This window comes from Pedobacter sp. ok626, assembly GCF_900100435.1.
GTDB lineage: Bacteria > Bacteroidota > Bacteroidia > Sphingobacteriales > Sphingobacteriaceae > Pedobacter.
Window position 1 is genome coordinate 84,037 of the sequence record NZ_FNEX01000005.1, and the last position, 26,459, is coordinate 110,495.

Here is a 26,459-nt window from a genome sequence, read left to right on the forward strand (position 1 = left end):
CTTAATATTATTTTTTGCCTTTTACTTTGGCTTCACCTAAGTCTAATACAATTGGAGTAGAGATACACAATGATGAGTAGGTACCAATGATACGACCAATTAACAAGGCGAAGATAAATCCGCGGATACTTGCTCCACCGAAGATAAAGATCACTAACAATACAAAGAATACAGTTAATGAAGTCAAGATAGTACGACTCAATGTGCTGTTCAACGCAAAGTTGATTAATGTCTCTCTTTCTTTTCCATGTAAATCCTCTTTACCTTGTTCTGCTAATTTCTCACGGATCCTGTCAAATACAACAACCGTTTCAGTCATGGTGTAACCCATTACCGTTAAAATCGCAGCGATGAAATCCTGACCAATCTCTAAAGAGAATGGAAGCACACCGTCTAAAATGGTATAGAAAGATAGTACCAATAATACGTCATGGAACAAAGCGATAACCGCACCTAAACCGTAGTTTAGTTTCTTAAACCTTACCACGATGTAGATAAACATCACTAAGCAAGAGAATAAGATAGCACCGTAAGCACTGTAAAGGATGTCACTCGCAATGATTGGACCTACCTTCTCGTTACTTACAATGTTGTATTTCACATCTGTTTTAGCTAAACCTGCCTTTAATGCAGTTTCAACAGTTTTATCAGCGTTAATATCTGAGTCAGTAATGTGGAAAGTAGTTGTGATTTTTAATTCATTATCCGCACCGGCTGTTTTTACAATGGTTTCCGATTCAGGGAAAACATCAGCTAGCTTAGCTTTTACATCTTCAGTATGCATTCCTTTATCGAAATGTACAATGTAAGTTCTACCACCTTTAAAGTCAATACCAAGGTTTAAACCACCATTTTTGAAATAGAAGATGAAACCTAAAAGGATGATGATTCCAGAAATAGAATAATAAAGTTTTCTGTGTCCAACGAAGTTGAAAGCAATGTTTTTAAATGCGTGGATTGTGTATTTGTTACCAAAAGTAATGTCTACTTTTTTATCTAACAAAGTTTCGAATACCAAACGTGAGATCAATACCGCACAGAACAATGATGATAAGATACCGATACATAAGGTAGTTGCAAAACCTTGAACAGGACCGCTACCGAATACATAAAGGATAACACCCAATACCAATACGGTAACGTTTGAATCGATGATAGAAGACATTGCATGTTTGAAACCTTCTTTGATCGCTACTGGAGTAGATTTACCTAAAGTAAGCTCTTCCCTTACACGTTCAAAGATCAGGATGTTTGCATCAACCGATAAACCGATTACCAATACGATACCAGCAATACCAGGTAGAGTAAGTACAGCACCCAGTGATACCAATATACCCATGATGAAGAATAAGTTGATCACCAATGCAAGGTTAGCCACCCATCCAGCTTTGTTGTAATACATCGCCATGAAGATCAAGATCACAACAAATGCAAGTACAAATGATAATAAACCATTATGAATAGCAGCTTCACCTAAAGATGGACCAACTACGAACTCACCAACGATTCTTGCAGGAGCAGGTAATTTACCAGCTTTTAAGATATTGGCTAAATCTTGTGTGTCGTTTACTGTGAAGTTACCAGTGATAGAAGAAATACCGTTAGGGATTTCGTTCTGAACAGTAGGAGCAGAGTAAACTGTGTTATCTAAAACAATAGCAATTGCTTTTTTATTGCTTGCATCAGCAGAAGCTTCAGCAGTAATTTTTTTCCATTTAGCAGCACCATCACCAGTCATATACATGGTAACCTCTGGTTTGCCATGTTGATCGTAATCATGACGAGCATCACTGATTGCTTCACCACCTAAATCTGGTTTGCCATCTAAAGAAGTAACTTTGATTGCATACAATTCAAAAATCTTACTTGGAGATTGAGCTCCTAGATCAGCAGGCTTAAGACCCCACATGAACTTGTAAGTCTGTGGAATGATAGAAGCGATTTCTGGTCTTTTAAGGAATGCGTTTACTTTAGCAGTATCTTTTTGAGCAACCCAACCAACAACAGGTCCTGGACGTAATGCAGGTTGACCGTTTTCACCTTGATAAGTAGGGATGTTTAAAACTGCGAATAATGGATTTGATTTTGCAGCCTCGTTGTTTTTTAAACTTGTTGAATCTTTAGCATCAGTCTTTTTAGCTAATCCTGCTAATTTACTTCCGCCTTTAGCAGTAGTATCTTTTGCAGCACCGGCAACTGATGTAGTATCTTTTAAAGTTAATGCAAGAGTTTTGTTGATGTTTTCCAAAACAGGATATACTTCCTCATTTTGGTATACTTGCCAGAATTGTAATTCTGCAGAACCTTGTAATAATTTATGAACACGCTCTTTGTCTTGAACACCTGGCATCTCAATTAGGATGCGGTTAGTACCTTCTTGTTTTTGCATGTTCGGACTCACAACACCGAAACCATCGATACGGCTTCTGATGATAATGAATGAACGATCGATAGCACTAGTTGCTTCTTTTGATAAAAAGCTTTTAACTTCAGAATTGCTAGCATCTGGCTTTAGCAGTTTTGCATTGTCCTGATTAGAGAAAAAATCTACAAGTTTTTTGTTTGGTTCTAATTTTTCAAATTCGTTAACAAACAAATTGATGTAATCTTTACCACCTGCATTTAGCTGTTGTTGTGCAGTAGCTAATGCTTTGTTAAAATTAGGATCATCGGTATTTCCAGCTAAAGACTTAACTAGTTCAGATAACGAAATTTCCATCGTTACGTTCATACCACCTTTAAGGTCTAACCCAAGGTTGATTTCTTTTCCTTTACAGAACTGATAATTAAAACCGAAAAGCGGATAAACCGGCACAGTGGCCATTGAGTCTAAATAAGCTTTTTCTTTTTCGACGTCTCCTTTAGCATAAGCCTTTGCGTCTTTTTCAACCTTAGAGGTAACAAAGTTGAATGAGAGAGAATACACACAGACAATACCTAATAGTATTGCCATAAATTTAATAAAACCTTTACCCTGCATTTGTTTGTAATTATTAGTCTATATATGCTATATATTTTTTTAACAAGTCGGCAAATCTAATTATTTTTTTAATTAATAGGCCACCTTATTGATTTTTTATTAAAGAGGCTCAACTATTTGCGTAGAAGTGTCGAAAAAGTGTAAGCTACAGGATTTTTTTCATCTGGAAGATGTTTTTCTACACTTGTTTCTTCCCAGAGGTCGAAATCAATTTCAGGGAAAAAGGTATCGGCCTCATAGCTTTGATGAACTTTGGTAAGATAGATGCGATTAGTGATCGGCATGGTTGCTTTATAGATTTCGGCACCACCAACAATAAATACTTCTTCCTCGGTTGTGCAAAGGGCAATTGCATCTTCAATATTGCTCGTCACCTCCGCACCTGGTATTTGTAACCCAGCTTTTCTGGTTACTACAATATTGCGTCTGTTTGGTAATGGCTTTCCAATAGAATCGAAGGTTTTACGTCCCATTATAATGGTATGGCCAGAAGTAATTTCTTTAAAATGTTTTAAATCGGCTGGCAAACGCCAAAGCAACTGATTGTCTTTTCCGATGGCATTGTTTTCGGCAATAGCTACAACTACGGATACGATCATACGGCTACTGCTCCTTTAATATGTGGGTGGGCATCATAATCCGTTAGGGTAAAATCTTCATATTTAAAATCGAAGATATCTTTCACTTTAGGATTGATGTGCATCACTGGTAATTTTTTAGGATCACGACTCAATTGTAGCTTGGCCTGTTCAATGTGGTTGTTGTATAAATGCGCATCACCCAGCGTATGAATAAAGTCGCCATATTGTAAACCGCATACCTGAGCTACCATCATCGTGAGCAAAGCGTAGGATGCAATGTTAAACGGAACGCCTAAAAATATATCGGCGCTACGTTGATACAGTTGACAGCTCAATTTTCCATCAGCTACATAAAACTGGAAGAAAGCATGACAAGGTGGAAGCGCCATGTTTTCAACTTCTGCTACATTCCATGCTGAAACAATAATCCTTCTTGAATCAGGGTTATTCTTAATGGTATTTATAATCTGTGCAATTTGATCGATATGGCCACCATCAGGTTTAGGCCATGATCTCCATTGCGAACCATAAACAGGACCCAGGTCGCCATTTTCATCTGCCCACTCGTCCCATATTTTTACACCATTGTCCTTTAGATATTTGATGTTGGTGTCACCGCTCAAAAACCAGATCAGCTCATGTATGATGGATTTTAAATGCAGTTTTTTTGTGGTCACCATAGGGAAACCTTCTTGAAGGTTAAATCGCATCTGATAGCCAAATACGCTAATTGTTCCAGTGCCGGTACGGTCATGTTTTTGTGTGCCATGGTCCAGCACATGCTGCATTAAATCTAAATATTGCTTCATAATTGTTTAAAATGGAGGTAAACCCCAGACAAAAGTACATAATATATGGAATGTTTGAAGCATCCAACATCTTGTAGTTATTCCATATTCATCAGCCTGGCAGATTTTACATATTGTTCTTTGCAGTTGAGCTACCGCTTTTAGTTTAGAATTAACTATTAGTTATTTTTGAAAATCTTTATTGAATATTTTTATTATTTAAATGAGTTATTTATTTTTGTTATAGATTATATTTTTATGAAAAATGACAAAATCGATGATTTAGGTAAGCTTGGAAAGAATAAAGCTTATCCAAAACGGGAGCCCATTGTAAGTCGGGTTAGTGATATTGATTTTTCTGGGACTTATTCTTACGCGAACTATTTGCGTTGGCAGTTTGATGAGCGCTTGGAGCTTATTAAAGGGAAGGTGTTTGAGATGGCAGCGCCTGCTCCTTTTCATCAGCTGGTTTCGGGTAGGATATCGGGTGAACTTTATTACTTTTTAAAAAAGCAGCCTTGTAGGATATATCCTGCACCTTTTGATGTGCGCTTTCCTGATGTTTCTAAACGAAATAAGGATGTCTACACGGTTTTGCAACCAGATATTTCTATTGTTTGCGATATGAGCAAAATAGATAAGAGGGGTTGTGTAGGGCCTCCAGATATCGTTGTGGAGATTTTATCCCCAAGCAACAATAAAAAAGATCTGGAATATAAGTTTGCGATTTATGAAGAGTATGGTGTACGTGAATATTGGATCGTGTTTCCGGATGAGCGGTATTTGTTGAAGTATGTACGCAATGCTGACGGGGTTTTTATAGCTGACAAACCTTATAATGGGGATGTCGATTTTGTCTCAGATCTTTTGCCTGGCTTTCGATTAAATATGAATGAGGTGTTTGAAGATTAATAATTTGTTTTGATGAACTTATAATGATTTAAATTATGAATGATGATAAAGTGAAAAGTGCTGGGCGCGCTAAAAAGCCAAAGTCTTACATCCAAAAGGAGCCTGTAGTACGCAAAGTCAGCGATATTGATATTTCAGGTACTTATTCTTACGCGAATTACTTGAAATGGGAGATTGTGGAGCGACTAGAGTTGATTAAAGGGAAGATATTTGAAATGTCTGCTCCATCTCCAAACCATCAGCGAGTACTTGGGAGGATTCAATTTGAGATGTATTTATTTTTAAAAGATCATTCCTGTGAGGTGTTTGCCGCACCGTTTGATGTGCGTTTTCCGGATCAGTCGAAGGCAGATAAAGATGTATATACCGTTTTGCAGCCTGATATTTGTGTGATCTGTGATGAGGCCAAGTTAGATAAGCGAGGTTGTATTGGTGCACCAGATATAGTAGTGGAAGTACTGTCGCCAAGTAACAACAAGAAGGAGTTGAAAAATAAGTTTGAAATCTATCAAGAGTATGGTGTGCGGGAATACTGGATTGTTCATCCTAAAAAACGAACTTTTTTAAAGTATGTGCTGAATAGTGAAGGGCTGTTTGTAGTTGGCGAATTGTATGAAGGGGGAAGTGAGTTTGTTTCTGATATTTTGCCGGGCTTTCGATTAAATATTGATGAGGTGTTTGGTTTGATGAAGTAAGTCGAGTTTTTTGTAAGTTTGCAGCTCTAATATTAAATGCAACATACATGCTTGCTTTTGCAAATGCTAAAATAAACCTTGGCTTAGACGTCACTCAAAAAAGGGCTGATGGTTACCATAACATCGAAACGGTTTTTTATCCAGTAAAGTTATACGACGTTATTGAACTTACTGATGCGGATGAAACGACTTGCATTGTTAAGGGAATGGATGTGCCGGGTAATATGGAAGATAATCTTTGTATGAAAGCATTCGAGGTACTGAAAAAGGATTTCGATTTACCTGCGCAACAAATTACGTTACTTAAAAATATTCCGATTGGTGCGGGATTGGGTGGAGGCTCATCGGATGCGGCTAATCTGATTAAGCTCGTGAATGATAAATTCAAGTTGGGGCTATCTGTCGAGGCGATGCGAGACTATGCGCGACCTTTGGGAGCTGACTGTGCTTTTTTTATCAAGAATCAGCCAGCTTATGCTTTCGGTAAAGGCGATGAGTTCAGTTCAATAGCAATAGATTTGTCAAAATTTAATCTCGTTTTGGTAAAACCGCCCATTCACGTGGCTACAGCAGATGCTTATGCTGGAATAAAGCCTATAATTCCTAGTAGATCGGTAAAAGATTTAATACATTTGCCTATAACAGAATGGAAGTCTAATTTGAAAAATGATTTTGAGCCTTCTGTGTTTTCAAAATATCCGGAGATTGAACAGGTCAAAATAAGTTTATACCAATCTGGTGCGTTATTCTCACTCATGAGTGGCAGCGGTTCTAGTGTTTATGCAATTTTTGATCGCCAGGTCAGTTTGCCGGAACTTGAAAGAAACAACAAGGTTTTTTATAATGTTTGATACTTAAAATGGAGATTAATTTAGTACGTAAAAGCGGTAAGTTTAATTTTGAAGCAGAAAATACTGCAGGGTTTAAAGTTGAGCTGGATGCTAAGCCTGCAATTGGTGGTGAAGGTAAAGGCTTCAGACCAATGGAAATGCTTTTAGTTGGTTTGGGTGGATGTAGTGGTATTGATGTGGTGAATGTGCTGACCAAGCAAAAGGAGCCTTTGGAGGATATAAAAATTGCCATTAAGGCGACCCGTAAAGACGAAGAGATGCCACCAATATTTGATGTGATTGATATTCATTTTGAGCTTTATGGCACATTAAGTGTGCAAAAAGTGGAACGCGCTTTAGCAATGACTTTTGATAAGTACTGCTCTGTGTCAAATATTTTAGGTCGCTCTGCTACCATTAATTTTACCTATACCATTCATCAATAAATAAAATGCAAGAAGAGAATTTCGAAACGATTGCCATACGCTTACAGGCAGAAAGAACACAGTATAAAGAGCATTCAGTGCCGTTGTATTTAACGTCAAGTTACAAGTTTGACGATGCGGAAGATATGCGTGCGCTTTTTGCCAATGAAAAGGAAGGGAATGTTTACAGTCGTTATGCCAACCCAAATACAACGGAGTTGATTGATAAAATGGTTGCCCTTGAAGGTTCGGAAGCTGGTTGGGCTACTGCTTCAGGAATGGCGGCAATATTTACCACACTTGCAGCTTTTCTAAAGTCTGGTGATCACGTATTATCGAGTCGCTCAGTATTTGGTTCAACGCATCAATTGTTTAGTAATGTTTTTTCGAAATGGGGTATTACCTATACTTACGCAGATCTGGATAAAACAGAGCAGTGGGAAAATGGTATACAGCCGAATACAAAAATTATTTTTGTAGAGACACCTTCTAATCCTGGAATCGATATCATCGATTTGGAGTGGTTGGCTAAATTGGCGAGAAAACATAGTGTGTTGTTAGTAGTTGATAATTGTTTTGCTACGCCATATTTGCAGCAGCCAATAAAATTAGGAGCTGATATTTCTATTCATTCGGCAACTAAATTTATAGATGGACAAGGTCGTACTTTGGGTGGGATCATTTTAGGCTCTGTTGCTTTGATCAAAGAAATCGAAGGTTTTGCCAGACACAGTGGTCCTTCGATGTCGCCATTTAACGCATGGTTGTTGTCTAAAAGTTTAGAGACCCTTGCAGTGCGTATGGATAGACATTGCGAAAATGCATTAAAAGTTGCTGAGTTTTTAGAAAGTCACGCCAGCATTAAAAGGGTAATGTACCCTTTCTTACCTTCACATCCGCAGTATGAAATTGCTAAAAAGCAAATGAAGCAGGGTGGAGGCATCGTAACGCTTGTGATTGATGGCGGTGTAGAAGCGGCAAGTCGTTTTATGAACAAATTGAAAATGTTCTCGATTTCTGCTAACCTGGGTGATACACGATCTATCGCTACGCATCCGGCAACCAGTACGCATTCAAAACTAACGGAAGAGGAACGTTTGCAGGTGGGAATTGAGCAAGGAACAATTCGTTTGTCAATTGGCTTAGAGCATATCAACGATATTCTTGGAGATATCAAACAAGCTTTAGCTTAAGTTTTCTCCGTAGAAAAAAAAGCGTGGGTGTCGTTTCAATTTAGAAACAGTGCCACGCTTTTTTTTATGCAATGTTTTTTAGGTAATCTTATTTCGTATACTTCGGCTTCCAAATATTGATCAGGCCTAATTGATGTAATCGCGATCTTCATCGCTTAGCGTGCTTTTGTTAACCGTGTCACTGTGTTGTTCGATTTCCTTATCGTATGAGGTTACGGTTGTTTTAGGTCGACCTGCCCAAAAGCCAAGTACAAAACCTACAAAAGTACAAACGCCCACCACCACAAGCTTCGATATGTCTTTTTTCAGAAAGATGAAGTCAAATTGTACAGCATCTGTGTTCATCATTAGAAAAATAGTAAAGAGAGCTGTGAGAACGATAATTAAAATGGTTTTTGTGCGCATGATTAAAAGCTGTAGTTTAAAATTAATTCTAAGATAGGATTTTGGTTGTAAATTTTGTTTACGAAGACAAATCTAGTACCTACGTCAATAATGGGTTGGTAGCGGAGCAGGTTCATGCTGCTGCGAAGTTCGAAGCCATAAGTTTTAGGTTCCCCAATATTTGTGTCGATGCCCAGATTTTCATAATGGCAAAATAGACCACCACGCACATTTCTGATGTAAGCGAGCGGACCTACTTCGGCATCAGGAAAAGCAAACGGGAATCTGTAATTGAAAAGTAGGGTGTTTTTTAAAAAGTTTCGGGCTCTGATGTTGTTGTACCCGTAAACTGCACTTATCTCGTTGTCGTACCTTCTTACGCCGCTCGTGTTTTGGTAGTTGAAGCTGGCCATAAAAGAATGGTTTTTTAACAACCCGGGAAAATAGAAAGATGTTCCTATCGCAAATAGTTGACCGTCTAGTGCATTGTCGAATGGTTGGTGAAGGTAAGTTAGGCTTAACGTTTGTGCCCATTTTGGTGCAAGGTCACGGTCGGCTTGACGCATAGAGTGTACAAAAGAGAAGCCGTATTCCATTGGGAACTTAAGGTTGGTGATGTAATTCAATGGCATATTTTCTCCCATGTAGCGCTTGGTGTAGCTGGTTGCCGTCCTTAATGAAAAACTGTAGGTGTCTCCGAGCGTGTTTAAGCTAATTGGAAGCATTGCCTGGACTTGGATGTTGTTCTCTCTCCAATCGCCTTGCATAACGCCTTTGTTGCTGTTGTAGAAAGTTCTTCTGGGTCTGTTCCTGTAGGTGGCGCTAATCACCGGGTAAAAACTTTTAAGCACAATGCCTGCATTGTACTCAAATCGGTTCAGGTCTCTGTAGTATTCGGCGCCGGCGAAAGCGTTAAGGGTATTGAGTAGATTGTCTGAATCGAATTGTAATCCACCACGGTATTCATCTTCAATCACTGGGCTAATGCTGTGCACGTTGATCATGTCACCAAATGTGCGGTAAGGTTTGGAAGCGTAGGTGCTATCTGGAATTTTGGAAAATACATTTCCCGTGTGCTCCTGTTTTTCTGCTGCCGCGCCAAAGTAGACAAAATTGTTTTTACCGGGCTCTTCCGGATTTATGCGAGTTTCGGCAATGTCGTAACCCGTCTGTTTGAAATTGTTGAAGAGAACAGTGGCTGCCCCTTTTGGAAAAGATGGATTGAATGCGCCGTATTTTGCTTCGCTCAGAGCGCTTATTTTTTTTGTTTTGATATCTATGCTGTAAATGTTGTCAAGTCCGCTGTAATGCGCGTTAAATGCGATCTGCTGATTAATGAATATCGGCCTTGATAATTGCTGTTGCGTAGGAGCGATGAGTTCCTCGGTTTGTCCGGTTCTGTTGATTGTGTTTAGGGTTTTGCCTTTTTCACTAACGGCGATGTAGGCTACCGTATTTCCACTAGCGCCAAAAGATGGCGTTTGCAGAATTAGGTTTTGTGGGTTAGGGTAGGTAAATAGCAGATCCCCGTTTTGGGCATTTAGCTCAACCAGGTTGCATTGATTGTTCAAATCGAACTTTACTATTACTATTTTTTTTCCATCGGCCGAAAGTGATGGTGAGAAGAATCTGGTTTTTGAACTCAGCTTTTTTACTTTTTTAGTTTTCAGGTCGTAACTGCAGATGACGCTATAACTGCGCTGACGATAGCGTGGATCGTATCTGACCTCGTCCCAAACGATAAGTCCGTTGGCATAACTGAACCATGGCTGTTCCTGGTAGCCGATGTCCAGTAGGTGAGTTTCCTTGTGGTTGCTGTCGATCAAAGCGAGGTGTGGAACTTCGGTCTTACTTTGCTTTAAAGTTAATATGCTGTTGTCGCTTAATTTGACTGGTAAAAAATAGTTGGTGGCGTACTTGGCTGGTTTGGTTAATGACTCGTAGTTTTTGCTCGGTGTCGCGGCCGCTTGGTCGGTCCATTTTTTTTTAAGTGTTGCTGTCGTTTGTTCAAACCATTTGTGACTTCCCTTACCTGTGAATTTTTTTAGTGAGTTCGAAAAAGGGTAGAGGCGAACCGGGCGTTTCCGTATATCCGTTAGCACCTCATCGAAGATATCTTTTCCTTGCTCGGTCCTGATGATGGATGACATCAGGTAGCCGAATTGGTAGTAGCCGGGAGTGATGTCTTTGTTTGAACCAAAACTTGCTTTGCTGTAGGAGATTTTTTTTCCTTCGAGTAGGCTTGCTCTGTAAGGCATGATCCATGAAGGTTGCCTTCCGCGACCGGCCTTTGTTAGGGCAGTTTCAGTTGTCACTGCGTCGCCTTCAAAAAACCAAATTGGGAGGCTTGCTCCGAACCAACCAAAGTAAACTAATTCTGGAAAAGGGTGGGCCTTGCCGCCGGTCAATTTGTCGAACTGAGCAACGTGTCTAAGTTCGTGAACGGCGAGGTTGTTTAGCCAGTCTTGACTGTCGAATTGCTGGGGCGGGGTTGTGTAAAATTCTGACTTTTTTGGTCCGAGCTGAACGAAGCCATTTGCGATCACTCCCTGGTTTTGAAGGAGCACTGGAATGCTCGTTTTTTTTACGCCCAAGCTGCCGCCTACATAAGGATAAATGTAGGGAAGGGTGTTGGCCATTCTTTGTGCTTCTTTTTCCATCTCCGCAGGATAGATCACTTTAAAGCCGGCGGCATTTATTTGGCGCCATTTTACACTAAGTGGGTTTTGCTCTTCGTTGAAAATCTGTGAGAAAACTGAATGTGAAATTAAACTTAATATTGCGGTTGTTTTAATTTTGATTATCAGTGATTTATATAGTTTATTTCGCTTCATTTTTTGTGTTTGCTAAAATAATTAGTATTTTAAAATTTTTAAGCTTGATTTTATATTATGTTTTATTTTAACTGATGTTATTTTTATTATTGATATTCAGTTGTTTAATTTGTTTATTGTTTTTGTGTTGTTGGTCTGTTTTGGTCGTTATTTTTATGGATTTTAAAGGTTTTTCTGTGTTTTTGCTATTGCGTTGATGTGGCCCTTAAACCCGAGGTTAAGGTACACTATTTACCTGGTAAATAAAATTAAATTTCTGCTGCAGCTTTTGATTCTGTATACAGAAAAGATGTTTTTGTTGCTAGTGTAGGTTGGAAAAATGAGACGTGTTTCTGTCATAAAACCGATCGTTTGAAGGGCTGTAATAGGTGCTTTTCAGAAGGCCTGTTGATTCGTTTTTTGGCAGCTGGATCGCTGTCTTTTGGACGCAATATTTCTCCCCTACCCTATGGGTTAAAAGACAAAAAAAATTAGTGTTGATTTCTGTATTTTCTGTAAACCGGGTACAAGAATACTGCCCCTAAAATAATGATGGCGCCAAGGTAAAATCCGATCGACATGGTCTCTTTTGTACCAAAGAAAAGGAAGGCTAAAAGGATGCCGTATACGGGCTCAAGATTGGTGATGAGGGCAACGTTAAAAGCGGATATTGTTCGCATCACAGAGACGCCGGCAACGTATGCAAGGGCGGTGCAGACCGTGCCCAATAAGCTTAGGTAAAGCCAGTCGCTAGCACTTAAATTGAACCGCTCTGCGAAGAGACTTTGATCGAATACGCGATATAAACTGATCCAGAAAAACGCCCCTGCAATCTCATAAAAACTGATGACAAGTGGGTTGCTTTTTTGTACCAGTGTAGAGTTTATTGTTCCGAAAAGACTCGATGCAAGGGCCGCTGAAAGACCGAAAATGATACCTTCAGTATACTTAGATTCGAATTTAAAGATGAGATAGATGCCCAGAATAATGATTAAACCGATGACAATATCGGCTACCTGCATCCTTTGTTTTTTGATCAGAGGCTCTAAAATAGCTGTAAAAAGGGTAAAGGAAGATAGGCATACCAGGGTAACAGAAACAGTTGAAACCTTGATGGATTGAAAGAAAAGAATCCAGTGTAGTGCAACAATGCTTCCGGTGAAAAAGAACTGTAAAAACTGCTTTTTGGTGATTATAAGGCTTGTTTTGCTCAGTTTAAAGTAAATGAAAAGGGAGATGCTGGCAATTAAAACTCTATACCACACCATTTGTACAGCGCTAACAGAGATTAATGCCCCAAGGATACCTGTAAAGCCCCATATGAATACTGTGAAGTGTAAAATCAGCAGGTTTTTGTTTGGGCTTACAGGTAGTTTTGTCATTATTTTGGTGCTTTTCGAAGTAGATAGTAGCCCAATAAACCGAAGCATATGGTGGGCATTAGTACCGCTAAGAGGGGCGGAACGCCGCCTTTTAGTGAAAACATTTTTGCGAATTGGTTAAATACAATATATCCAAAGCTTAATATTATACCTATTCCAAGGGGTAGTCCAACGCCTCCGCGTACCTTTCTGGATGATAGTGCAACACCAATAAGGGTTAAAACGAAGGCTGATAAGGGGTGTAAATAACGTTTGTATTGCTCAAACAATAAATCGTTCCATATGCCCGATCCTCTGATTTTCTCTTTTCTAATCTTCTCTGAAAGCTCTTTATTTGTAAGGTTTTCGAAGATGTTATCATAAGCAGAGAAGTCATCAGGACGCATATCCAGTACTGTATCTTTAGTCATGGAAGCACCGCTTACAAACGTTTCTTTTAGTCCATTAACATATCGTATAGAGTAGTTGGTTAGCTTCCAGGAGCGTTTTAAAGAGTCCCATTTGATTTCATCTGCAATCAGCTTCTTAGTCAATACATCGCCTTTAAAGTTGTCTAGAGAGAAGCGAGTGCCTGTTTTGCTCTTGTTGTCAAAGTTGTCCATATATATATAAGTGTTGTTGTCCAGTTTCATGTGGATATTACTCTTACTAGATGGATCGTTCTTCTTTACGTATGTGTTTTCGAAGTTGTTTTTAAGCTGATTGGTATAGGGTAGGATGTATAAATTGGATGCTAAATTGAATGTAAATATGATAAATGCAGATACAAAATAAGGCATTAGGAAGCGATTAAAGCTCACTCCTCCACTCAAAATAGGTACGATTTCCGTCTGATCGGCCATCTTTGCGGTAAAGAATATAACGGCAATGAAGTTGATCAGGGGCGAAAGCATGTTCACATAATAAGGGATAGAGCCCGCATAATACAGCGATATAACCTGCCAGAAGCTAAGGTTGGAGCTTAAAAAGTCGTCCAGTTTCTCAGATAAATCAAAAATAACGATGATTACAACAAATAAAGTTAGGGTATATAGAAATGTACCCAGGTATTTGCTGATGATGTACCAGTCGAGAATTTTGATCCTGTCTTTGATAAAGTTCATTTATAATTTATTACCTAAGATAGTAACCATTTTGTTCTTCCATGCGTAAAATTCACCACTAATGATCTTCTCGCGGGCTGTTTTAACCAACCACAGGTAAAAATGCAGATTGTGTAAGGTAGCTATTTGTGCACCAAGCATCTCTTTTGAGTGCATTAAGTGTCTTAAATAGGCTTTAGAATACACTTGATCGGCAATCAAATCACTGTCAGCTTCAATTGGAGAGAAGTCATCTGCCCACTTTTTATTGCCGATATTGATGATACCATTTTTTGTAAATAGCATCCCATTTCTGGCATTCCTAGTTGGCATTACACAGTCAAACATGTCTACACCAAGCGCAATGTTCTCTAATATATTTATTGGTGTACCTACACCCATTAGGTAACGCGGTTTTTCTTCAGGTAGTATATTACAAACTACCTCAGTCATTCCGTACATTTCTTCTGCAGGCTCGCCTACAGATAGTCCGCCAATGGCATTACCCTCGCGGTCCATTGAAGCGATAAACTCTGCAGATTTCATCCTTAGATCTTTATATACAGAGCCCTGTACAATAGGGAATAAGGTCTGGTTGAAACCGTATTTTGGTTCGGTAGTATCAAAACGATTGCAGCAGCGCTTTAACCAGCGGTGCGTCATGTTGATAGAGTTTGCTGCGTATTTGTAATCACATGGATATGGTGTACATTCATCGAAGGCCATGATGATGTCGGCCCCAATGGTACGTTGAATATCCATTGCATATTCCGGTGTAAAAAGGTGTTTTGATCCGTCAATATGCGATCGAAAAGTCACGCCTTCCTCTTTAATTTTGCGAACTTTACTTAAAGAATACACTTGATAGCCGCCGCTATCGGTAAGAATTGGTCTGTCCCATCCAATAAATTTATGTAGACCACCGCCTTTTTCAAGGATGTCAAGTCCGGGTCTTAAATATAAATGGTAGGTATTGCCTAAGATGATTTGAGCGTTGATGTCATTCTTTAATTGCTGTTGGTTAATTGATTTAACTGTTCCAGCAGTTCCCACAGGCATGAAAATGGGGGTTTGTATGTCGCCATGATCTGTTGTAACTGTTCCTGCTCTTGCCTTCGAATGTATATCCTTCGCTTCTAAATTAAATTTCATCTTTATGTGTTTATTGCTTTTTTGAGCCTCATCAGTAAAAAATGATGATTTTAAGGCATTCAAAAAATCTGCGCAAAAATAGCAAAAAACAAGCTATTTATGGGTTAAATTTTTTATCAACATAAAGGAACATTACAGATTAAAAATCAGAAATTTGGCTGCATCAAAATTACGTCGTGGAATTAACCTTTATAGAGGGCGCATTAGTTGAGCGCTTAGCATATTGCCTGTTCGGTATCTTAGTTTTTTGTTTTCTGATACAGTTGTATTTTAGCTTATTTGTGCACCTTAAATTGGCGCTTGTAAAAGTCGCCCCCATACCTGAAACTGGTAAAAAACCTTTAAGTGTGGTGATTTGTGCTCGTAATGAGGCTGAGAATCTGACCAAGTATTTACCTATAGTACTTGAGCAGGACTATCCTGATTTTGAGGTTGTTGTTGTAAATGATAGGTCTTGGGATGGGACAAGAGACATACTGGAGGCATTCGCAAAGCAGTATCAGCACCTTAAAATCGTAACAGTTAACGAGGGGAGTAAATTTATTGCGGGTAAGAAATTTGCCGTAACGATGGGAATAAAAGCTGCTGCTCATGAGTGGTTGGTTTTTACGGACGCGGATTGTATGCCAGCTTCTTCGAAATGGTTACTTGGTATGCAGCAACCAGATGATAATGGTGTAGAAATCGTGCTCGGTTACTCTCCATATTTGAAGAAAAAAGGGATTTTAAATGCTTTAATTCGTTTTGAAACCTTTTTTACGGCTGTAAATTATCTATCTTATGCTATAAAAGGTATGCCTTATATGGGGGTTGGCCGGAATATGGCTTATAAAAAATCACTGTTTTTTAACAATAAAGGTTTTGCTGCACACATGCATATTCCTTCTGGAGATGATGACCTTTTTGTAAATGCTCATGCCCATAATGGCAATACGGCTATATCTATTCATAAGGATGCACAGGTTTGGTCTGAGCCAAATACCAGCTTTGGTGCTTATTTGAAACAAAAGAAACGTCATTTTGGTGCAGGTAAATTTTATAAACGGAAGCATAAGTTCATTTTGTCTGCACAGATTATTATACAATTCTTATTTTATGTTACCTTAGTGTTATCGATGTGTTTTAAGACAACGCTTTATCCAGCTTTAGGGGTGCTGGCACTGAGTATTATCATCAGATGTTTTGTTTATCCACGTATCTTGAAGCGACTAAATTATGGTGATTTAAGGTGGTGGTTCCCGATTTTAGACATGCTATTATTCATTTTTTTAGTGTTTAATGGCATTCTATCTATATTTGTTAAAAAAGTTCAGTGGAAATGAAATCAACGTTAATACAGAAATACTTTAAAGACTTAACTGAACAGCAGATTGCTCAGTTTGATCAGTTGTATGATTTATACAGCTTTTGGAATGCACAAATCAATGTGATTTCCAGAAAAGATATTGATGAGCTTTACGAACGCCATATTTTGCATTCATTGGGAATTGCCAAGTTTTGCACTTTTAAGCCAGGAACAACGGTTCTGGATGTGGGTACAGGTGGTGGTTTTCCAGGAATTCCATTGGCTATTTTATTTCCGGAAACGGAGTTTCATCTAGTCGATTCAATAGGTAAGAAGATTAAGGTTGTTGCTGAAGTAGCCTGGGCTCTGGGCTTAAAGAACGTTACAGCTAGCCATTTAAGGGCTGAGCAAGTGATTGATAAATACGATTTTGTGGTTTCAAGAGCGGTAACGAGACTTATTGATTTCTATCCATGGATACAAGGTAAGTTTAATAAGGAGTCTAAAAATTCCATTCAAAACGGGATTCTTTACTTAAAAGGAGGGGATTTGGCTGAGGAAATTGCTGAATCAAAATTAAAAGCAGAGCTATATCCGCTTTCAGCCTACTTTGAGGAAGAGTTTTTTGAAACTAAATACGTGGTTTATATCCCTCAGTAAGTATTTATTTCTGGTTTTACTGATCAATTAATTCCATTTTTTTAAAATATCAGATCTAAAGTGTGGATGCTTTAGGGCTAATTGTATAAGTTAGCCCATGAGTCTAATCCATAAAATTGCCCTTACGCTTATTAAAAGTGTAGGGGATATCCATGCTAAAAAATTACTTGATCATTTTGGTTCTGCCGAAGCTGTTTTTAAAGCCAATAAGCAGCAATTAATCGCAATTAATGGTATAGGCGAGATCATTGCGAATCTAATTTTGCAAAGCGATGCTTTATTTCAGGCTGAAAAGGAACTCGCTTTCATTAAAAAGCATCGTGTAAAAGTCCTTTTTTACACAGATGATGAGTATCCTCAGCGATTGAAAAACTGCCATGATGCACCTGTTCTGCTCTATTATAAAGGTAATGCAGATTTAAACCATCCTCGGATTATTAGTGTAGTTGGTACAAGAAAGGCCACAGCTTATGGTAGACAACTGTGTCAGCAGCTCGCTGAAACACTCGCGCCTTATAATGTGATCATCGTGAGTGGACTGGCTTATGGGATCGATGTGGCCTCGCATAAGGAAAGCCTGGAGCAAAATATTCCTACGGTGGGAGTAATGGCACATGGTTTAGACCGGATTTACCCCGCTTTGCATAAGCCCTTGGCCCGCAGAATGGCTTTAAATGGTGGTTTGCTGACTGAGTTTCTGCCAAATACTAATCCTGATAAGGAGAATTTTCCTAAAAGAAACCGCATTATTGCAGGGCTCTCTGACGCTACAGTGGTGGTAGAAGCTACAGGAAAGGGTGGGGCTTTGATTACTGCAGATATTGCAAATTCTTACAATAGAGATGTGTATGCATTTCCCGGCCGGACAACTGATCCATTTTCTGAAGGTTGCAACTTCCTGATCAAAACTAATAGGGCGGCCTTAATCCATCATGCAAAAGATCTAATTTACTACCTGGGTTGGGATGATGTACTGCCTGAAAAAGAAGGGGTACAGACACAATTATCAATAAAACTTTCTAAGGATGAGCAAAAGGTAGTCTCGCTTTTGCAGGGCTCATCCCTACGTATCGACGAACTGGCGCTCCGTTTAAGTATTAACCAAAGTAAGTTGGCTATGCTCTTATTGGGACTTGAAATGCAGGGGATTTTGATTTCCTTACCGGGTAAAGTCTATAAGCTGAATTAAGATATTTTATGTTCCGCATTATTAACGTTGGTTTGTAAGTCTATTGGAATACTAGATTAAAATGTTATTTTGTTTATCTTGATAATTCAACATTATATAGTGAATGTTTGTTTATGTGTAAAATTCTAATCTTCTATCCGTATTTTTGCATCATGTGGTATAACAATATTTTAGAAACCATTGGCAATACGCCGCTGGTAAAATTGAATAACATTACTAAAGAGATTTCCGCTACAGTACTAGCTAAAGTCGAAACAACCAACCCTGGTAATTCTATAAAAGACAGGATGGCTTTGAAGATGATAGAAGAGGCTGAAAAGAGCGGAAAACTTAAACCGGGTGGTACAATTATAGAGGGCACCTCTGGAAATACTGGTATGGGACTCGCCATGGTGGCCATTATTAAAGGTTACAAATGTATTTTTACAACTACGGATAAGCAATCCAAAGAGAAAGTTGATGCATTGCGTGCCTTTGGTGCCGAGGTAATTGTCTGTCCTACTAACGTAGAGCCGGAAGATCCACGTTCTTATTACTCGGTATCTTCGCGCCTGGAGCGTGAAGTTCCAAACTCATGGAAGCCTAATCAGTACGATAATTTAGATAATTCTTTAGCGCATTATGAGCAGACTGGACCGGAGATTTGGAAACAAACTGAAGGAAAAATCACGCACCTTGTAGTTGGTGTAGGTACTGGTGGCACCATTTCTGGCACTGGAAAATATTTAAGAGAGCAGAATCCGAACATAAAAATTTGGGGTATTGATACCTATGGATCGGTATTTAAGAAGTATAAAGAGACCGGTATTTTAGATAAAAATGAGATTTATCCGTACATCACCGAGGGTATTGGTGAGGATTTTCTTCCGAAAAACGTTGATTTCGATATCATAGACCTGTTTGAAAAGGTAACAGATAAGGATGCGGCTTTGATGACACGCGAGATTGCGCGTAAAGAGGGAATCTTTGTAGGTAACTCTGCCGGTTCTGCTATCGCTGGATTGTTGCAGTTAAAAGATAAGTTAAAGCCTGAAGATGTGGTTGTTGTGATCTTTCATGACCATGGAAGCCGCTATATGGGTAAAATGTACAATGAGGACTGGTTAAGAGAGCGTGGTTTCCTTAAAGACGAGAAGCTTACAGCACGCGCTATCATTGCGAAGAAGGATAGTACAGAGATCGTTACGATTGATTGTGAGAAAACGATTCATGATGCTTTTAATAGCATGAGTACATTGAAGATCTCACAAATACCTGTTACCCAAAAAGGTATGGTGATCGGTAAATTGGCCGAAAGTGACATCTTGAAAGCATTATTGGAAAATCCTTCTTTAAAATCTGCTCCAGTTCAGCAGATCATGTCGACTGGATTTCCATTTGTAGATCTGAATACTTCGATTGACCGGATTTCTTCTTTAATCAATAAAGAGAATACTGCGGTTTTGGTTGAAGATGAGCAAGGAAAAATTGAAATCATCACACAGTATGATATTATTAACGCCATTTCGGGTTAATTTTTAGCATCCGGAACGGAGTTCATAAACCAAAAAAGCCACAAATATTTGTGGCTTTTTCAGTTATATACAATCCTGTTGGATTGATTTTAATGTGTTGGTGCGGATGCTTCTACCCGCTTAATATCTGCGCCAAGGGCACGTAAGCGGGTGTCAATATCTTGATAGCCGCGCTCAATCTGTTCGATATTGAAGATAGTTGATTTTCCCTCAGCAGATAATGCTGCGATAAGCAATGAAACTCCTGCACGGATATCTGGAGAGGTCATACTGATACCTCTTAATTTATATTTTTTATCGATACCATTCACAGAAGCGCGGTGTGGATCACAAAGAATGATTTGTGCGCCCATATCGATCAGTTTGTCTACAAAGAATAACCTGCTTTCAAACATTTTCTGGTGAATCAATACATTTCCTCTAGCTTGTGTAGCTACTACAAGGACGATGCTCAGTAGATCTGGAGTAAAGCCTGGCCAAGGTGAATCTGCAATCGTTAGCATTGAACCATCTATAAATGACTCAATTACATAGTGTTTCTGAGAAGGGATAAAAATATCGTCACCTCTTAATTCAAATTTGATCCCTAATTTTTTAAATACATCAGGAATTACACCAAGCTCTGAATAACAAACATTTTTAATGGTGATTTCAGACTCAGTCATAGCCGCTAAGCCAATAAATGAGCCAATTTCAATCATGTCTGGAAGCATTCTGTGCTCAGTTCCACCCAGTTTTTTAACACCTTCAATGGTTAGTAGGTTAGAGCCAACACCAGAGATTTTAGCCCCCATGCGGTTCAGCATTTTACATAACTGTTGTAGATATGGCTCACAAGCCGCATTGTAAATGGTCGTAGTTCCTTTGGCAAGTACAGCGGCCATTACAATGTTGGCTGTACCAGTTACAGAAGCTTCATCTAATAGTATATATGCACCAGTTAAGTTCGTTGCATCTACATTAAAGAACTCTTTTTTACTGTCGTACACAAATTTTGCACCTAGTTTTTCAAAGCCGATAAAGTGTGTATCTAATCTTCTGCGACCAATTTTATCACCTCCCGGTTTAGGGATGGCTGCTTTTCCAAAACGTCCTAAGAGTGGGCCAACGATCATAATTGATCCTCTTAAACCACCACCTTTAGCCTTAAATATATCCGATTGAAAAAATTCAAGGTTGATGTCTTTAGCTTCAAATGTATAAGTGTCTTTGTTCAGGCGCTCAATAGTAACGCCCATATCTCCCAGCAGTTCAATAAGTTTATTAACATCCTTAATGTCTGGGATGTTGCTGATGGTAATTTTCTGATCGGTTAATAAAACGGCAGCTATGATTTGTAGTGCTTCATTCTTTGCACCTTGAGGATGAATTTCACCCTTTAATTTCTTACCGCCAATTATTTCAAATGCGTTCATGTTATTCGTAAGATGTATGGATAAAAACTGGTAAGATTAGTGTCGCTGTTTAGGGTTGTTATTGTTGCGGGCAGGACGATTATTGTTGTTTTGTCTGCCTTTATTGTTGTTTTGTCTACCTCTGTTGTTATTTGTAGGTCGTGCAACTTGTGGTTTAAACTCAACTTTATTTAAGTTAATGTTCTCGTCCAGTTCTAATTGGCCTCCAGATAGTTCGCGAAGGTTTTTTAGGATGGTCTCATCTGCAACACTGTCTTTGTTCCAGGTTACATAAGCCATTTTCATAAAATTGGCTATTCCCTGTACCATTGCTGCTCTACGTTCGGGTTCTTCAACGGCTTTGGCTTTTTCAATCATCGTTTCCACCGTTTTACCGTAGTGTTTATAGGTGATTTTTTGTTGAGGATAGCCAATATGTTGAGGTTTTACCAATGCATCTTCAGGAGTAGGCTTAGGGTAAGGACAGTCTACATCAATTTTATAACCCGAAATGATGTGCAAATGATCCCAAAGCTTGTGCTTGAAATCTGCTACATCGCGTAAATGAGGGTTTAAAAAGCCCATTAGATCAATTACTGCCTGGGCGTATTTATTACGTTCTTCAAGATCTGGAAGTTCAATAATGTACTTTACCATGTTTTGTACATTACGGCCATATTCGGCTAAAATCAACTCGTTTCTTGTGGTGTTATACTCGAAATTCATTTATATGTTTTCGTTAATATTTTAATTTCTTAATGCTCTGATTCATTGGGGGTGCTTAGTATGCGCGTCTATTTTATGTTTCAGACGCATTTATAACCGACACAGTTATTAAAGAAATAACGCCAAATGGCCGGTTTATATATATTATATATCAGTTTTTTAATTATTACGGAGCCTTATAGGCTCCGTAAGTCCTGTAAATATAAGGGTTATTTAACAATTCGCAACTTAGCAAATTTTAATAACAATTGCTTGTTACCCAGACCTTGGAAAAATACGGTCGCTTTTACATCTGGTAAAGTGCCTTCCAGACTGATGATTTTGCCGAAACCAAACTTTTCATGTTCCACATCCATGCCATTTTGGAAAGCATTTGCTGCATCAGGTGCAAAACCTGGTGTAGGCACGTGTGCTTTAGGAAGCATTGAGGTTGTTTTTGGTCTTTGAGCAGGGGAGGTTGTCGTTCCAGCAGGAGATGACATACTTGGTTTTGGCTTAGTGAAAGTATCACGTTGCTGTGTCCAGGTGCGTCGCTCATCGTTAAAACTATTTTCACCCAGCGTGCTTTTGGCTGGTTTTACGACCTCAATTTCAAGGAAACGGGCATCAATTTCATCGATGAAACGACTAGGTTCGCAGTTGGTAAGGGTTCCCCATCTATAACGTGAAGTAGAGTAGGTGAGGGTAAGTTTCTTTTCTGCACGTGTTACCGCCACATAAAACAGCCTGCGCTCTTCTTCCAGGTCAGTTCTTGAATTGAGTGACATTTGTGATGGGAAAAGGTTTTCTTCCAATCCTACCACATAAACGTTCTTGAATTCCAGACCTTTAGAAGAGTGTATCGTCATTAACGAAACTGTGTCCTTCTCCTTATCGTCTTTTTTATCGTCATTCGTTAATAAGGCAATGTCTTGCATGAAAACAGCCAGACTGCGGTCTTCGATGTCCTCACGCTCACCAAATTCCTTAATACCGTTTAATAATTCCTGTATGTTTTCGTGTCTGCCGCGACCTTCTTCAGATTGATCGGCGTGTAATTCTTTTAAAATACCAGAATGCTGTGCAATGTATAAGGCTGTTTCATAAGCATCTTGTTTTCTTGATTCCGCTGCAAAGCTCTGAATCATTACCGCAAAGTCATTCAGTTGATTGGCAATTCTACCCGGTATATATTGCTGTGGGTTACAGATTACCTGCCACATGGTGATGTTGTGCTGGTCGGCTGCCACACTGATTTTCTCAACTGTGGTATCTCCAAGCCCTCTTTTTGGGTAATTGATCACCCTTTTTATGGCTTCTTCATCAGCAGGATTAAAGGTTAACCTGAAATAGGCAATTAAATCCTTGATCTCTTTACGTTGGTAGAATGATAGTCCACCATATATCTTATAAGGAACATTCAGTTTCCTTAAAGCCTCCTCCATAGCCCTTGATTGGGCATTTGTTCTATAAAGGATGGCGAAATCATTGTAGTTATAACCTTTAGTTGTACGGTCCTGAACAATGGAATCAGCTACAATTTTACCTTCTTCGTTGTCGGTAAATGCACGTTGAACCTTGATCCTATCGCCGCTCTCATTGTCTGAGAATACGTTCTTTTCTAATTGGTTTTTGTTGTTGGCAATAATACTATTGGCCACTTTAACGATGTTCTGCGTCGAACGGTAATTCTGTTCCAGTTTGTATACTTTCAAATCTGGATAATCACGTTCAAAGTTCAATATATTCTGGATGTTTGCACCCCTAAAAGCATAGATACTTTGCGCATCATCACCCACCACACAGATGTTCTGATAAGCGGCAGCGAGCTTTTTAACAATAGTATATTGCGAAAAGTTAGTATCCTGATACTCATCCACCATCAGGTATTTAAATTTCTGCTGGTATTTGTTTAATACATCGGGATGCGTTTTTAGCAAGATATTGGTCTTAAACAACAAATCATCAAAGTCCATAGCACCAGCTTTAAAGCAACGTTTGGCGTAGGTTTCGTAGATCACACCAATTAAAGGTCTTTTATTGCTGATGTCCTCCGCCTGAATTTCAGTATTTTCCATGTACTCTGTATAGGAAACAAGGTTGTTTTTTGCTGATGAAATTCGGTTGAATACGAAGTTTGCATTGTATAGTTTATCATCCAGTTGCATTTCGCGTAGAATGGCTCTGATCAGGCTTTTACTGTCGTCTGAGTCATAGATCGTGAAATTGGAAGGATAGCCAATTTTTTCAGCTTCAACTCTTAATATTTTGGAAAATACAGAGTGAAATGTACCCATCCAGATGTTTTTAGCTTCGGCTCCAACAACTTTCATGATACGTTCACGCATATCTTTCGAAGCTTTGTTGGTAAATGTAAGTACAAGAATATTGAAAGGATCTACTCCTTTCTCAATCAAATATGCCACCCTATAGGTGATTACTCTTGTTTTTCCGGAGCCTGCACCGGCAACGATCATTGCTGGGCCTTGTGTGTTTTCTACTGCTGCGCGTTGTTGGGGGTTTAAACCTGCTAAATAATCCAAAATCCGTTCCTGATATTAAAGTATGCTGTTTATAGATACATTCTTATACAATTGCAAATTTAAGAAATTATGTGTGTTTAATAGAATGTGTTGGTAAAATACTAGAAGGTATCGATCTGATTAAAACTAAAGGCAATTTAATTCACTGTATATTAACGGACGTTACCCGGACACTGCTCGGCCTCAGCCGGGTAGTGTCCGGGTAACGTCCGGTTAATGTCCGGGTATGAGCCGCGTTTATAGAGTTAACTGTAAGGAAACTTATTGGTGATCAACTCTTGTTTTTTATAATGGGGAAAAAATGGGATAGAAAATGGAAATTTAGTAAGATCATTTTATGCAAAAAAGGAGCAGACTAATCAAGTATAACCGCTATAACCTATCGTACCGATGTTTATACAAAAAGTACCTTTATAAATATTTAAATTATATTTGCCCAAACTAATTTGTTATGCAAGAAATCAAAAAATATGTAGAAGAAAACAAGCAACGCTTTTTAGATGAGCTGTTCGAATTGTTGCGCTTCCCATCGGTTAGTGCCGATCCTAAATATAAAGCAGATGTACTTAAGACTGCGGATTTTGTAGCCCAGAAACTAAAAGATGCGGGTGCTGATCATGTAGAAATCTGCGAAACTGCAGGTTATCCGATTGTTTATGGCGAAAAAATCATTGATGCGAGCTTACCTACCGTTTTAATTTACGGACACTATGATGTGCAACCAGCAGATCCATTGGAGTTATGGAAAACACCTCCATTTGAGCCGACTGTACGTGATGGAAAGATTTATGCGCGTGGTGCATGTGACGATAAAGGACAATTTTACATGCATGTAAAAGCTTTTGAGTTGATGATGAAAACCAATACCCTTGCGTGTAACGTGAAATTCATGATCGAAGGTGAAGAGGAAGTTGGTTCTGCAAACCTTGGCATTTTTGTAAATGCAAATGTTGATCGTCTAAAAGCTGATGTGGTTTTAATCTCTGATACTTCAATGATCAGCATGGAGAATCCATCTATTGAGACTGGTTTACGTGGTTTAGCATATATGGAGGTTGAGGTTGTTGGTCCAAACCGCGATTTACATTCAGGCGTATATGGTGGCGCTGTAGCAAATCCTGCAACGATCTTGTGTAAGATGATTGCTTCTTTGCATGACGAAAACAATCACATTACTATTCCTGCATTTTATGATAAAGTGGTAGAATTGACTGAGGCAGAAAAAAAGGCCTTGAATTCTGCTCCATTTGATTTAAACGAGTATAAAGAAGATTTAGATATCAATGCGGAGTGGGGAGAAAAAGGTTATTCGACATTAGAACGCACAGGAACCAGACCTACATTAGAGGTTAACGGTATCTGGAGTGGTTATATTGGCGAAGGTGCTAAAACTGTACTTCCTTCTAAAGCTAATGCTAAGATTTCTATGCGTTTGGTACCTAACCAGACTTCTGATGAGATTTCTGAAATCTTTACCAAGCATTTCGAGAGCATTGCTCCTGATTATGTAAAAGTTAAGGTTACTGCTCATCATGGTGGCGAACCGGTAGTAACGCCTACAGATAGTATTGCTTATCGTGCGGCTGAAAAAGCTATTGTAGATTCTTTTGGTAAAGCACCAATTCCTACGCGCGGTGGTGGAAGTATTCCTATTGTTGCTCTATTTGAAAGCGCATTGGGTATTAAATCTGTCCTTTTCGGCTTCGGCTTAGATAGCGATGCTTTACATTCGCCAAACGAGAAATACGATATTTTTAACTACTATAAAGGAATAGAGACTTTGCCTTTGTTCCACAAGTATTTTGCTGAATTGAGCAAATAGCTTAATGAGCAAGCTGATTAATAGCAGCTTGCTTAATTTTATAAAAACACCAATATTCCTGCTCTCCGCGGATTCAGAAATAGAATCGGAAGATCGATCAGGAACATTGGTGTTTTTATTTTGGATGGCT

21 protein-coding genes are annotated in these 26,459 nt (G+C 38.9%); 10 read left to right on the forward strand and 11 right to left on the reverse strand.

All coding sequences use genetic code 11. The features are described 5' to 3' along the window. Positions 1–7 precede the first annotated feature (7 nt). The 3 genes from secDF to BLS35_RS08695 all read right to left on the reverse strand — a co-directional run bounded on the left by secDF (position 8) and on the right by BLS35_RS08695 (position 4,370). Positions 8–2,980, reverse strand: coding sequence for a protein translocase subunit SecDF (gene secDF / locus BLS35_RS08685; protein ID WP_090779906.1), 2,973 nt, complete (start codon positions 2,978–2,980; stop codon positions 8–10). A gap of 113 nt (positions 2,981–3,093) precedes the next feature. Continuing rightward, on the reverse strand, positions 3,094–3,579 hold the full coding sequence (locus BLS35_RS08690) for a dihydrofolate reductase (RefSeq protein ID WP_090779907.1): 486 nt from the start codon (positions 3,577–3,579) through the stop codon (positions 3,094–3,096). Further along, positions 3,576–4,370 (reverse strand): thymidylate synthase, encoded by a 795-nt coding sequence (locus tag BLS35_RS08695; protein WP_090779909.1) that lies wholly within the window; start codon positions 4,368–4,370, stop codon positions 3,576–3,578. The genes BLS35_RS08690 and BLS35_RS08695 overlap by 4 nt, the downstream gene beginning before the upstream one ends. Before the next feature lie 237 nt (positions 4,371–4,607). On the opposite strand from BLS35_RS08695, the gene BLS35_RS08700 reads away from it, so the two are divergent. From BLS35_RS08700 to BLS35_RS08720, 5 genes are read left to right on the forward strand one after another with little or no spacing between them, the layout of a single operon-like run. After that, positions 4,608–5,261: a Uma2 family endonuclease gene (locus BLS35_RS08700; RefSeq protein ID WP_090780388.1), complete on the forward strand. Its 654-nt coding sequence runs from the start codon at positions 4,608–4,610 to the stop codon at positions 5,259–5,261. Between the two features lie 35 nt (positions 5,262–5,296). Continuing rightward, complete coding sequence (locus BLS35_RS08705) at positions 5,297–5,956, forward strand: Uma2 family endonuclease (protein ID WP_090779911.1); 660 nt, start codon at positions 5,297–5,299, stop codon at positions 5,954–5,956. 47 nt (positions 5,957–6,003) lie between these two features. After that, on the forward strand, positions 6,004–6,807 hold the full coding sequence (ispE, locus tag BLS35_RS08710; protein WP_090779913.1) for a 4-(cytidine 5'-diphospho)-2-C-methyl-D-erythritol kinase: 804 nt from the start codon (positions 6,004–6,006) through the stop codon (positions 6,805–6,807). A gap of 8 nt (positions 6,808–6,815) precedes the next feature. Beyond that, on the forward strand, positions 6,816–7,232 hold the full coding sequence (locus tag BLS35_RS08715; protein ID WP_090779915.1) for an OsmC family protein: 417 nt from the start codon (positions 6,816–6,818) through the stop codon (positions 7,230–7,232). A gap of 5 nt (positions 7,233–7,237) precedes the next feature. Continuing rightward, positions 7,238–8,404 carry an O-succinylhomoserine sulfhydrylase gene (locus tag BLS35_RS08720; RefSeq protein ID WP_090779916.1) on the forward strand — a complete coding sequence of 389 codons (1,167 nt, stop codon included), beginning with the start codon at positions 7,238–7,240 and terminating at the stop codon, positions 8,402–8,404. 126 nt (positions 8,405–8,530) lie between these two features. Here the strand turns inward: BLS35_RS08720 and BLS35_RS08725 are convergent, their stop codons facing one another. The 5 genes from BLS35_RS08725 to tgt form a co-directional block, all read right to left on the reverse strand. Next, positions 8,531–8,752 carry a LapA family protein gene (locus BLS35_RS08725; RefSeq protein ID WP_254778771.1) on the reverse strand — a complete coding sequence of 74 codons (222 nt, stop codon included), beginning with the start codon at positions 8,750–8,752 and terminating at the stop codon, positions 8,531–8,533. A gap of 59 nt (positions 8,753–8,811) precedes the next feature. Further along, on the reverse strand, positions 8,812–11,622 hold the full coding sequence (locus BLS35_RS08730; RefSeq protein WP_090779920.1) for a TolB family protein: 2,811 nt from the start codon (positions 11,620–11,622) through the stop codon (positions 8,812–8,814). Between the two features lie 470 nt (positions 11,623–12,092). Next, complete coding sequence (locus BLS35_RS08735) at positions 12,093–12,983, reverse strand: DMT family transporter (RefSeq protein WP_090779922.1); 891 nt, start codon at positions 12,981–12,983, stop codon at positions 12,093–12,095. Beyond that, on the reverse strand, positions 12,983–14,086 hold the full coding sequence (locus tag BLS35_RS08740) for an LptF/LptG family permease (protein ID WP_090779924.1): 1,104 nt from the start codon (positions 14,084–14,086) through the stop codon (positions 12,983–12,985). Before BLS35_RS08740 ends, BLS35_RS08735 begins: the two co-directional genes overlap by 1 nt. After that, positions 14,087–15,217, reverse strand: coding sequence for a tRNA guanosine(34) transglycosylase Tgt (gene tgt / locus BLS35_RS08745; protein ID WP_090780390.1), 1,131 nt, complete (start codon positions 15,215–15,217; stop codon positions 14,087–14,089). Positions 15,218–15,393: 176 nt separating this feature from the next. On the opposite strand from tgt, the gene BLS35_RS08750 reads away from it, so the two are divergent. From BLS35_RS08750 to BLS35_RS08765, 4 genes are all read left to right on the forward strand, one after another. After that, the gene (locus BLS35_RS08750) at positions 15,394–16,539 is read left to right on the forward strand and encodes a glycosyltransferase (protein WP_254778773.1); all 1,146 of its coding nucleotides are present in this window, start codon (positions 15,394–15,396) and stop codon (positions 16,537–16,539) included. After that, positions 16,536–17,162 (forward strand): 16S rRNA (guanine(527)-N(7))-methyltransferase RsmG, encoded by a 627-nt coding sequence (gene rsmG / locus BLS35_RS08755; RefSeq protein WP_090779926.1) that lies wholly within the window; start codon positions 16,536–16,538, stop codon positions 17,160–17,162. The genes BLS35_RS08750 and rsmG overlap by 4 nt, the downstream gene beginning before the upstream one ends. A gap of 97 nt (positions 17,163–17,259) precedes the next feature. Beyond that, positions 17,260–18,351: a DNA-processing protein DprA gene (dprA, locus tag BLS35_RS08760; protein ID WP_090779928.1), complete on the forward strand. Its 1,092-nt coding sequence runs from the start codon at positions 17,260–17,262 to the stop codon at positions 18,349–18,351. A gap of 152 nt (positions 18,352–18,503) precedes the next feature. After that, entirely contained in the window at positions 18,504–19,865 is a 1,362-nt protein-coding gene (locus BLS35_RS08765; protein WP_090779930.1) for a pyridoxal-phosphate dependent enzyme, read from the forward strand. Between the two features lie 89 nt (positions 19,866–19,954). Here BLS35_RS08765 and murA read toward each other — a convergent pair whose 3' ends face one another. From murA to BLS35_RS08780, 3 genes are all read right to left on the reverse strand, one after another. Continuing rightward, positions 19,955–21,280, reverse strand: a complete 1,326-nt coding sequence (gene murA / locus BLS35_RS08770) for a UDP-N-acetylglucosamine 1-carboxyvinyltransferase (protein WP_090779933.1) — start codon at positions 21,278–21,280, stop codon at positions 19,955–19,957. A gap of 36 nt (positions 21,281–21,316) precedes the next feature. After that, complete coding sequence (locus BLS35_RS08775; RefSeq protein ID WP_090779935.1) at positions 21,317–21,985, reverse strand: DUF4290 domain-containing protein; 669 nt, start codon at positions 21,983–21,985, stop codon at positions 21,317–21,319. A gap of 209 nt (positions 21,986–22,194) precedes the next feature. Then, a complete protein-coding gene (locus tag BLS35_RS08780; RefSeq protein WP_090779937.1) occupies positions 22,195–24,507 on the reverse strand; it encodes an ATP-dependent helicase in 2,313 nt (770 codons plus the stop codon). Between the two features lie 451 nt (positions 24,508–24,958). Between BLS35_RS08780 and BLS35_RS08785 the strand changes: the two genes are divergently transcribed. Continuing rightward, entirely contained in the window at positions 24,959–26,329 is a 1,371-nt protein-coding gene (locus tag BLS35_RS08785; RefSeq protein ID WP_090779939.1) for a dipeptidase, read from the forward strand. The last annotated feature ends 130 nt before the right edge of the window (positions 26,330–26,459 follow it).

Excerpts from the sequence above, each read along its gene's own strand:
- BLS35_RS08715 (WP_090779915.1), top strand. The coding sequence starts at position 6,816 with ATGGAGATTAATTTAGTACGTAAAAGCGGTAAGTTTAATTTTGAAGCA.
- BLS35_RS08730 (WP_090779920.1), bottom strand. The coding sequence starts at position 11,622 with ATGAAGCGAAATAAACTATATAAATCACTGATAATCAAAATTAAAACA.
- BLS35_RS08740 (WP_090779924.1), bottom strand. The coding sequence starts at position 14,086 with ATGAACTTTATCAAAGACAGGATCAAAATTCTCGACTGGTACATCATC.
- secDF (WP_090779906.1), bottom strand. The coding sequence starts at position 2,980 with ATGCAGGGTAAAGGTTTTATTAAATTTATGGCAATACTATTAGGTATT.
- dprA (WP_090779928.1), top strand. The coding sequence starts at position 17,260 with ATGAGTCTAATCCATAAAATTGCCCTTACGCTTATTAAAAGTGTAGGG.
- BLS35_RS08700 (WP_090780388.1), top strand. The coding sequence starts at position 4,608 with ATGAAAAATGACAAAATCGATGATTTAGGTAAGCTTGGAAAGAATAAA.
- BLS35_RS08705 (WP_090779911.1), top strand. The coding sequence starts at position 5,297 with ATGAATGATGATAAAGTGAAAAGTGCTGGGCGCGCTAAAAAGCCAAAG.
- murA (WP_090779933.1), bottom strand. The coding sequence starts at position 21,280 with ATGAACGCATTTGAAATAATTGGCGGTAAGAAATTAAAGGGTGAAATT.
- tgt (WP_090780390.1), bottom strand. The coding sequence starts at position 15,217 with ATGAAATTTAATTTAGAAGCGAAGGATATACATTCGAAGGCAAGAGCA.
- BLS35_RS08735 (WP_090779922.1), bottom strand. The coding sequence starts at position 12,983 with ATGACAAAACTACCTGTAAGCCCAAACAAAAACCTGCTGATTTTACAC.
- BLS35_RS08725 (WP_254778771.1), bottom strand. The coding sequence starts at position 8,752 with ATGATGAACACAGATGCTGTACAATTTGACTTCATCTTTCTGAAAAAA.
- BLS35_RS08720 (WP_090779916.1), top strand. The coding sequence starts at position 7,238 with ATGCAAGAAGAGAATTTCGAAACGATTGCCATACGCTTACAGGCAGAA.
- BLS35_RS08690 (WP_090779907.1), bottom strand. The coding sequence starts at position 3,579 with ATGATCGTATCCGTAGTTGTAGCTATTGCCGAAAACAATGCCATCGGA.
- rsmG (WP_090779926.1), top strand. The coding sequence starts at position 16,536 with ATGAAATCAACGTTAATACAGAAATACTTTAAAGACTTAACTGAACAG.
- BLS35_RS08775 (WP_090779935.1), bottom strand. The coding sequence starts at position 21,985 with ATGAATTTCGAGTATAACACCACAAGAAACGAGTTGATTTTAGCCGAA.
- BLS35_RS08785 (WP_090779939.1), top strand. The coding sequence starts at position 24,959 with ATGCAAGAAATCAAAAAATATGTAGAAGAAAACAAGCAACGCTTTTTA.
- BLS35_RS08765 (WP_090779930.1), top strand. The coding sequence starts at position 18,504 with ATGTGGTATAACAATATTTTAGAAACCATTGGCAATACGCCGCTGGTA.
- ispE (WP_090779913.1), top strand. The coding sequence starts at position 6,004 with ATGCTTGCTTTTGCAAATGCTAAAATAAACCTTGGCTTAGACGTCACT.
- BLS35_RS08695 (WP_090779909.1), bottom strand. The coding sequence starts at position 4,370 with ATGAAGCAATATTTAGATTTAATGCAGCATGTGCTGGACCATGGCACA.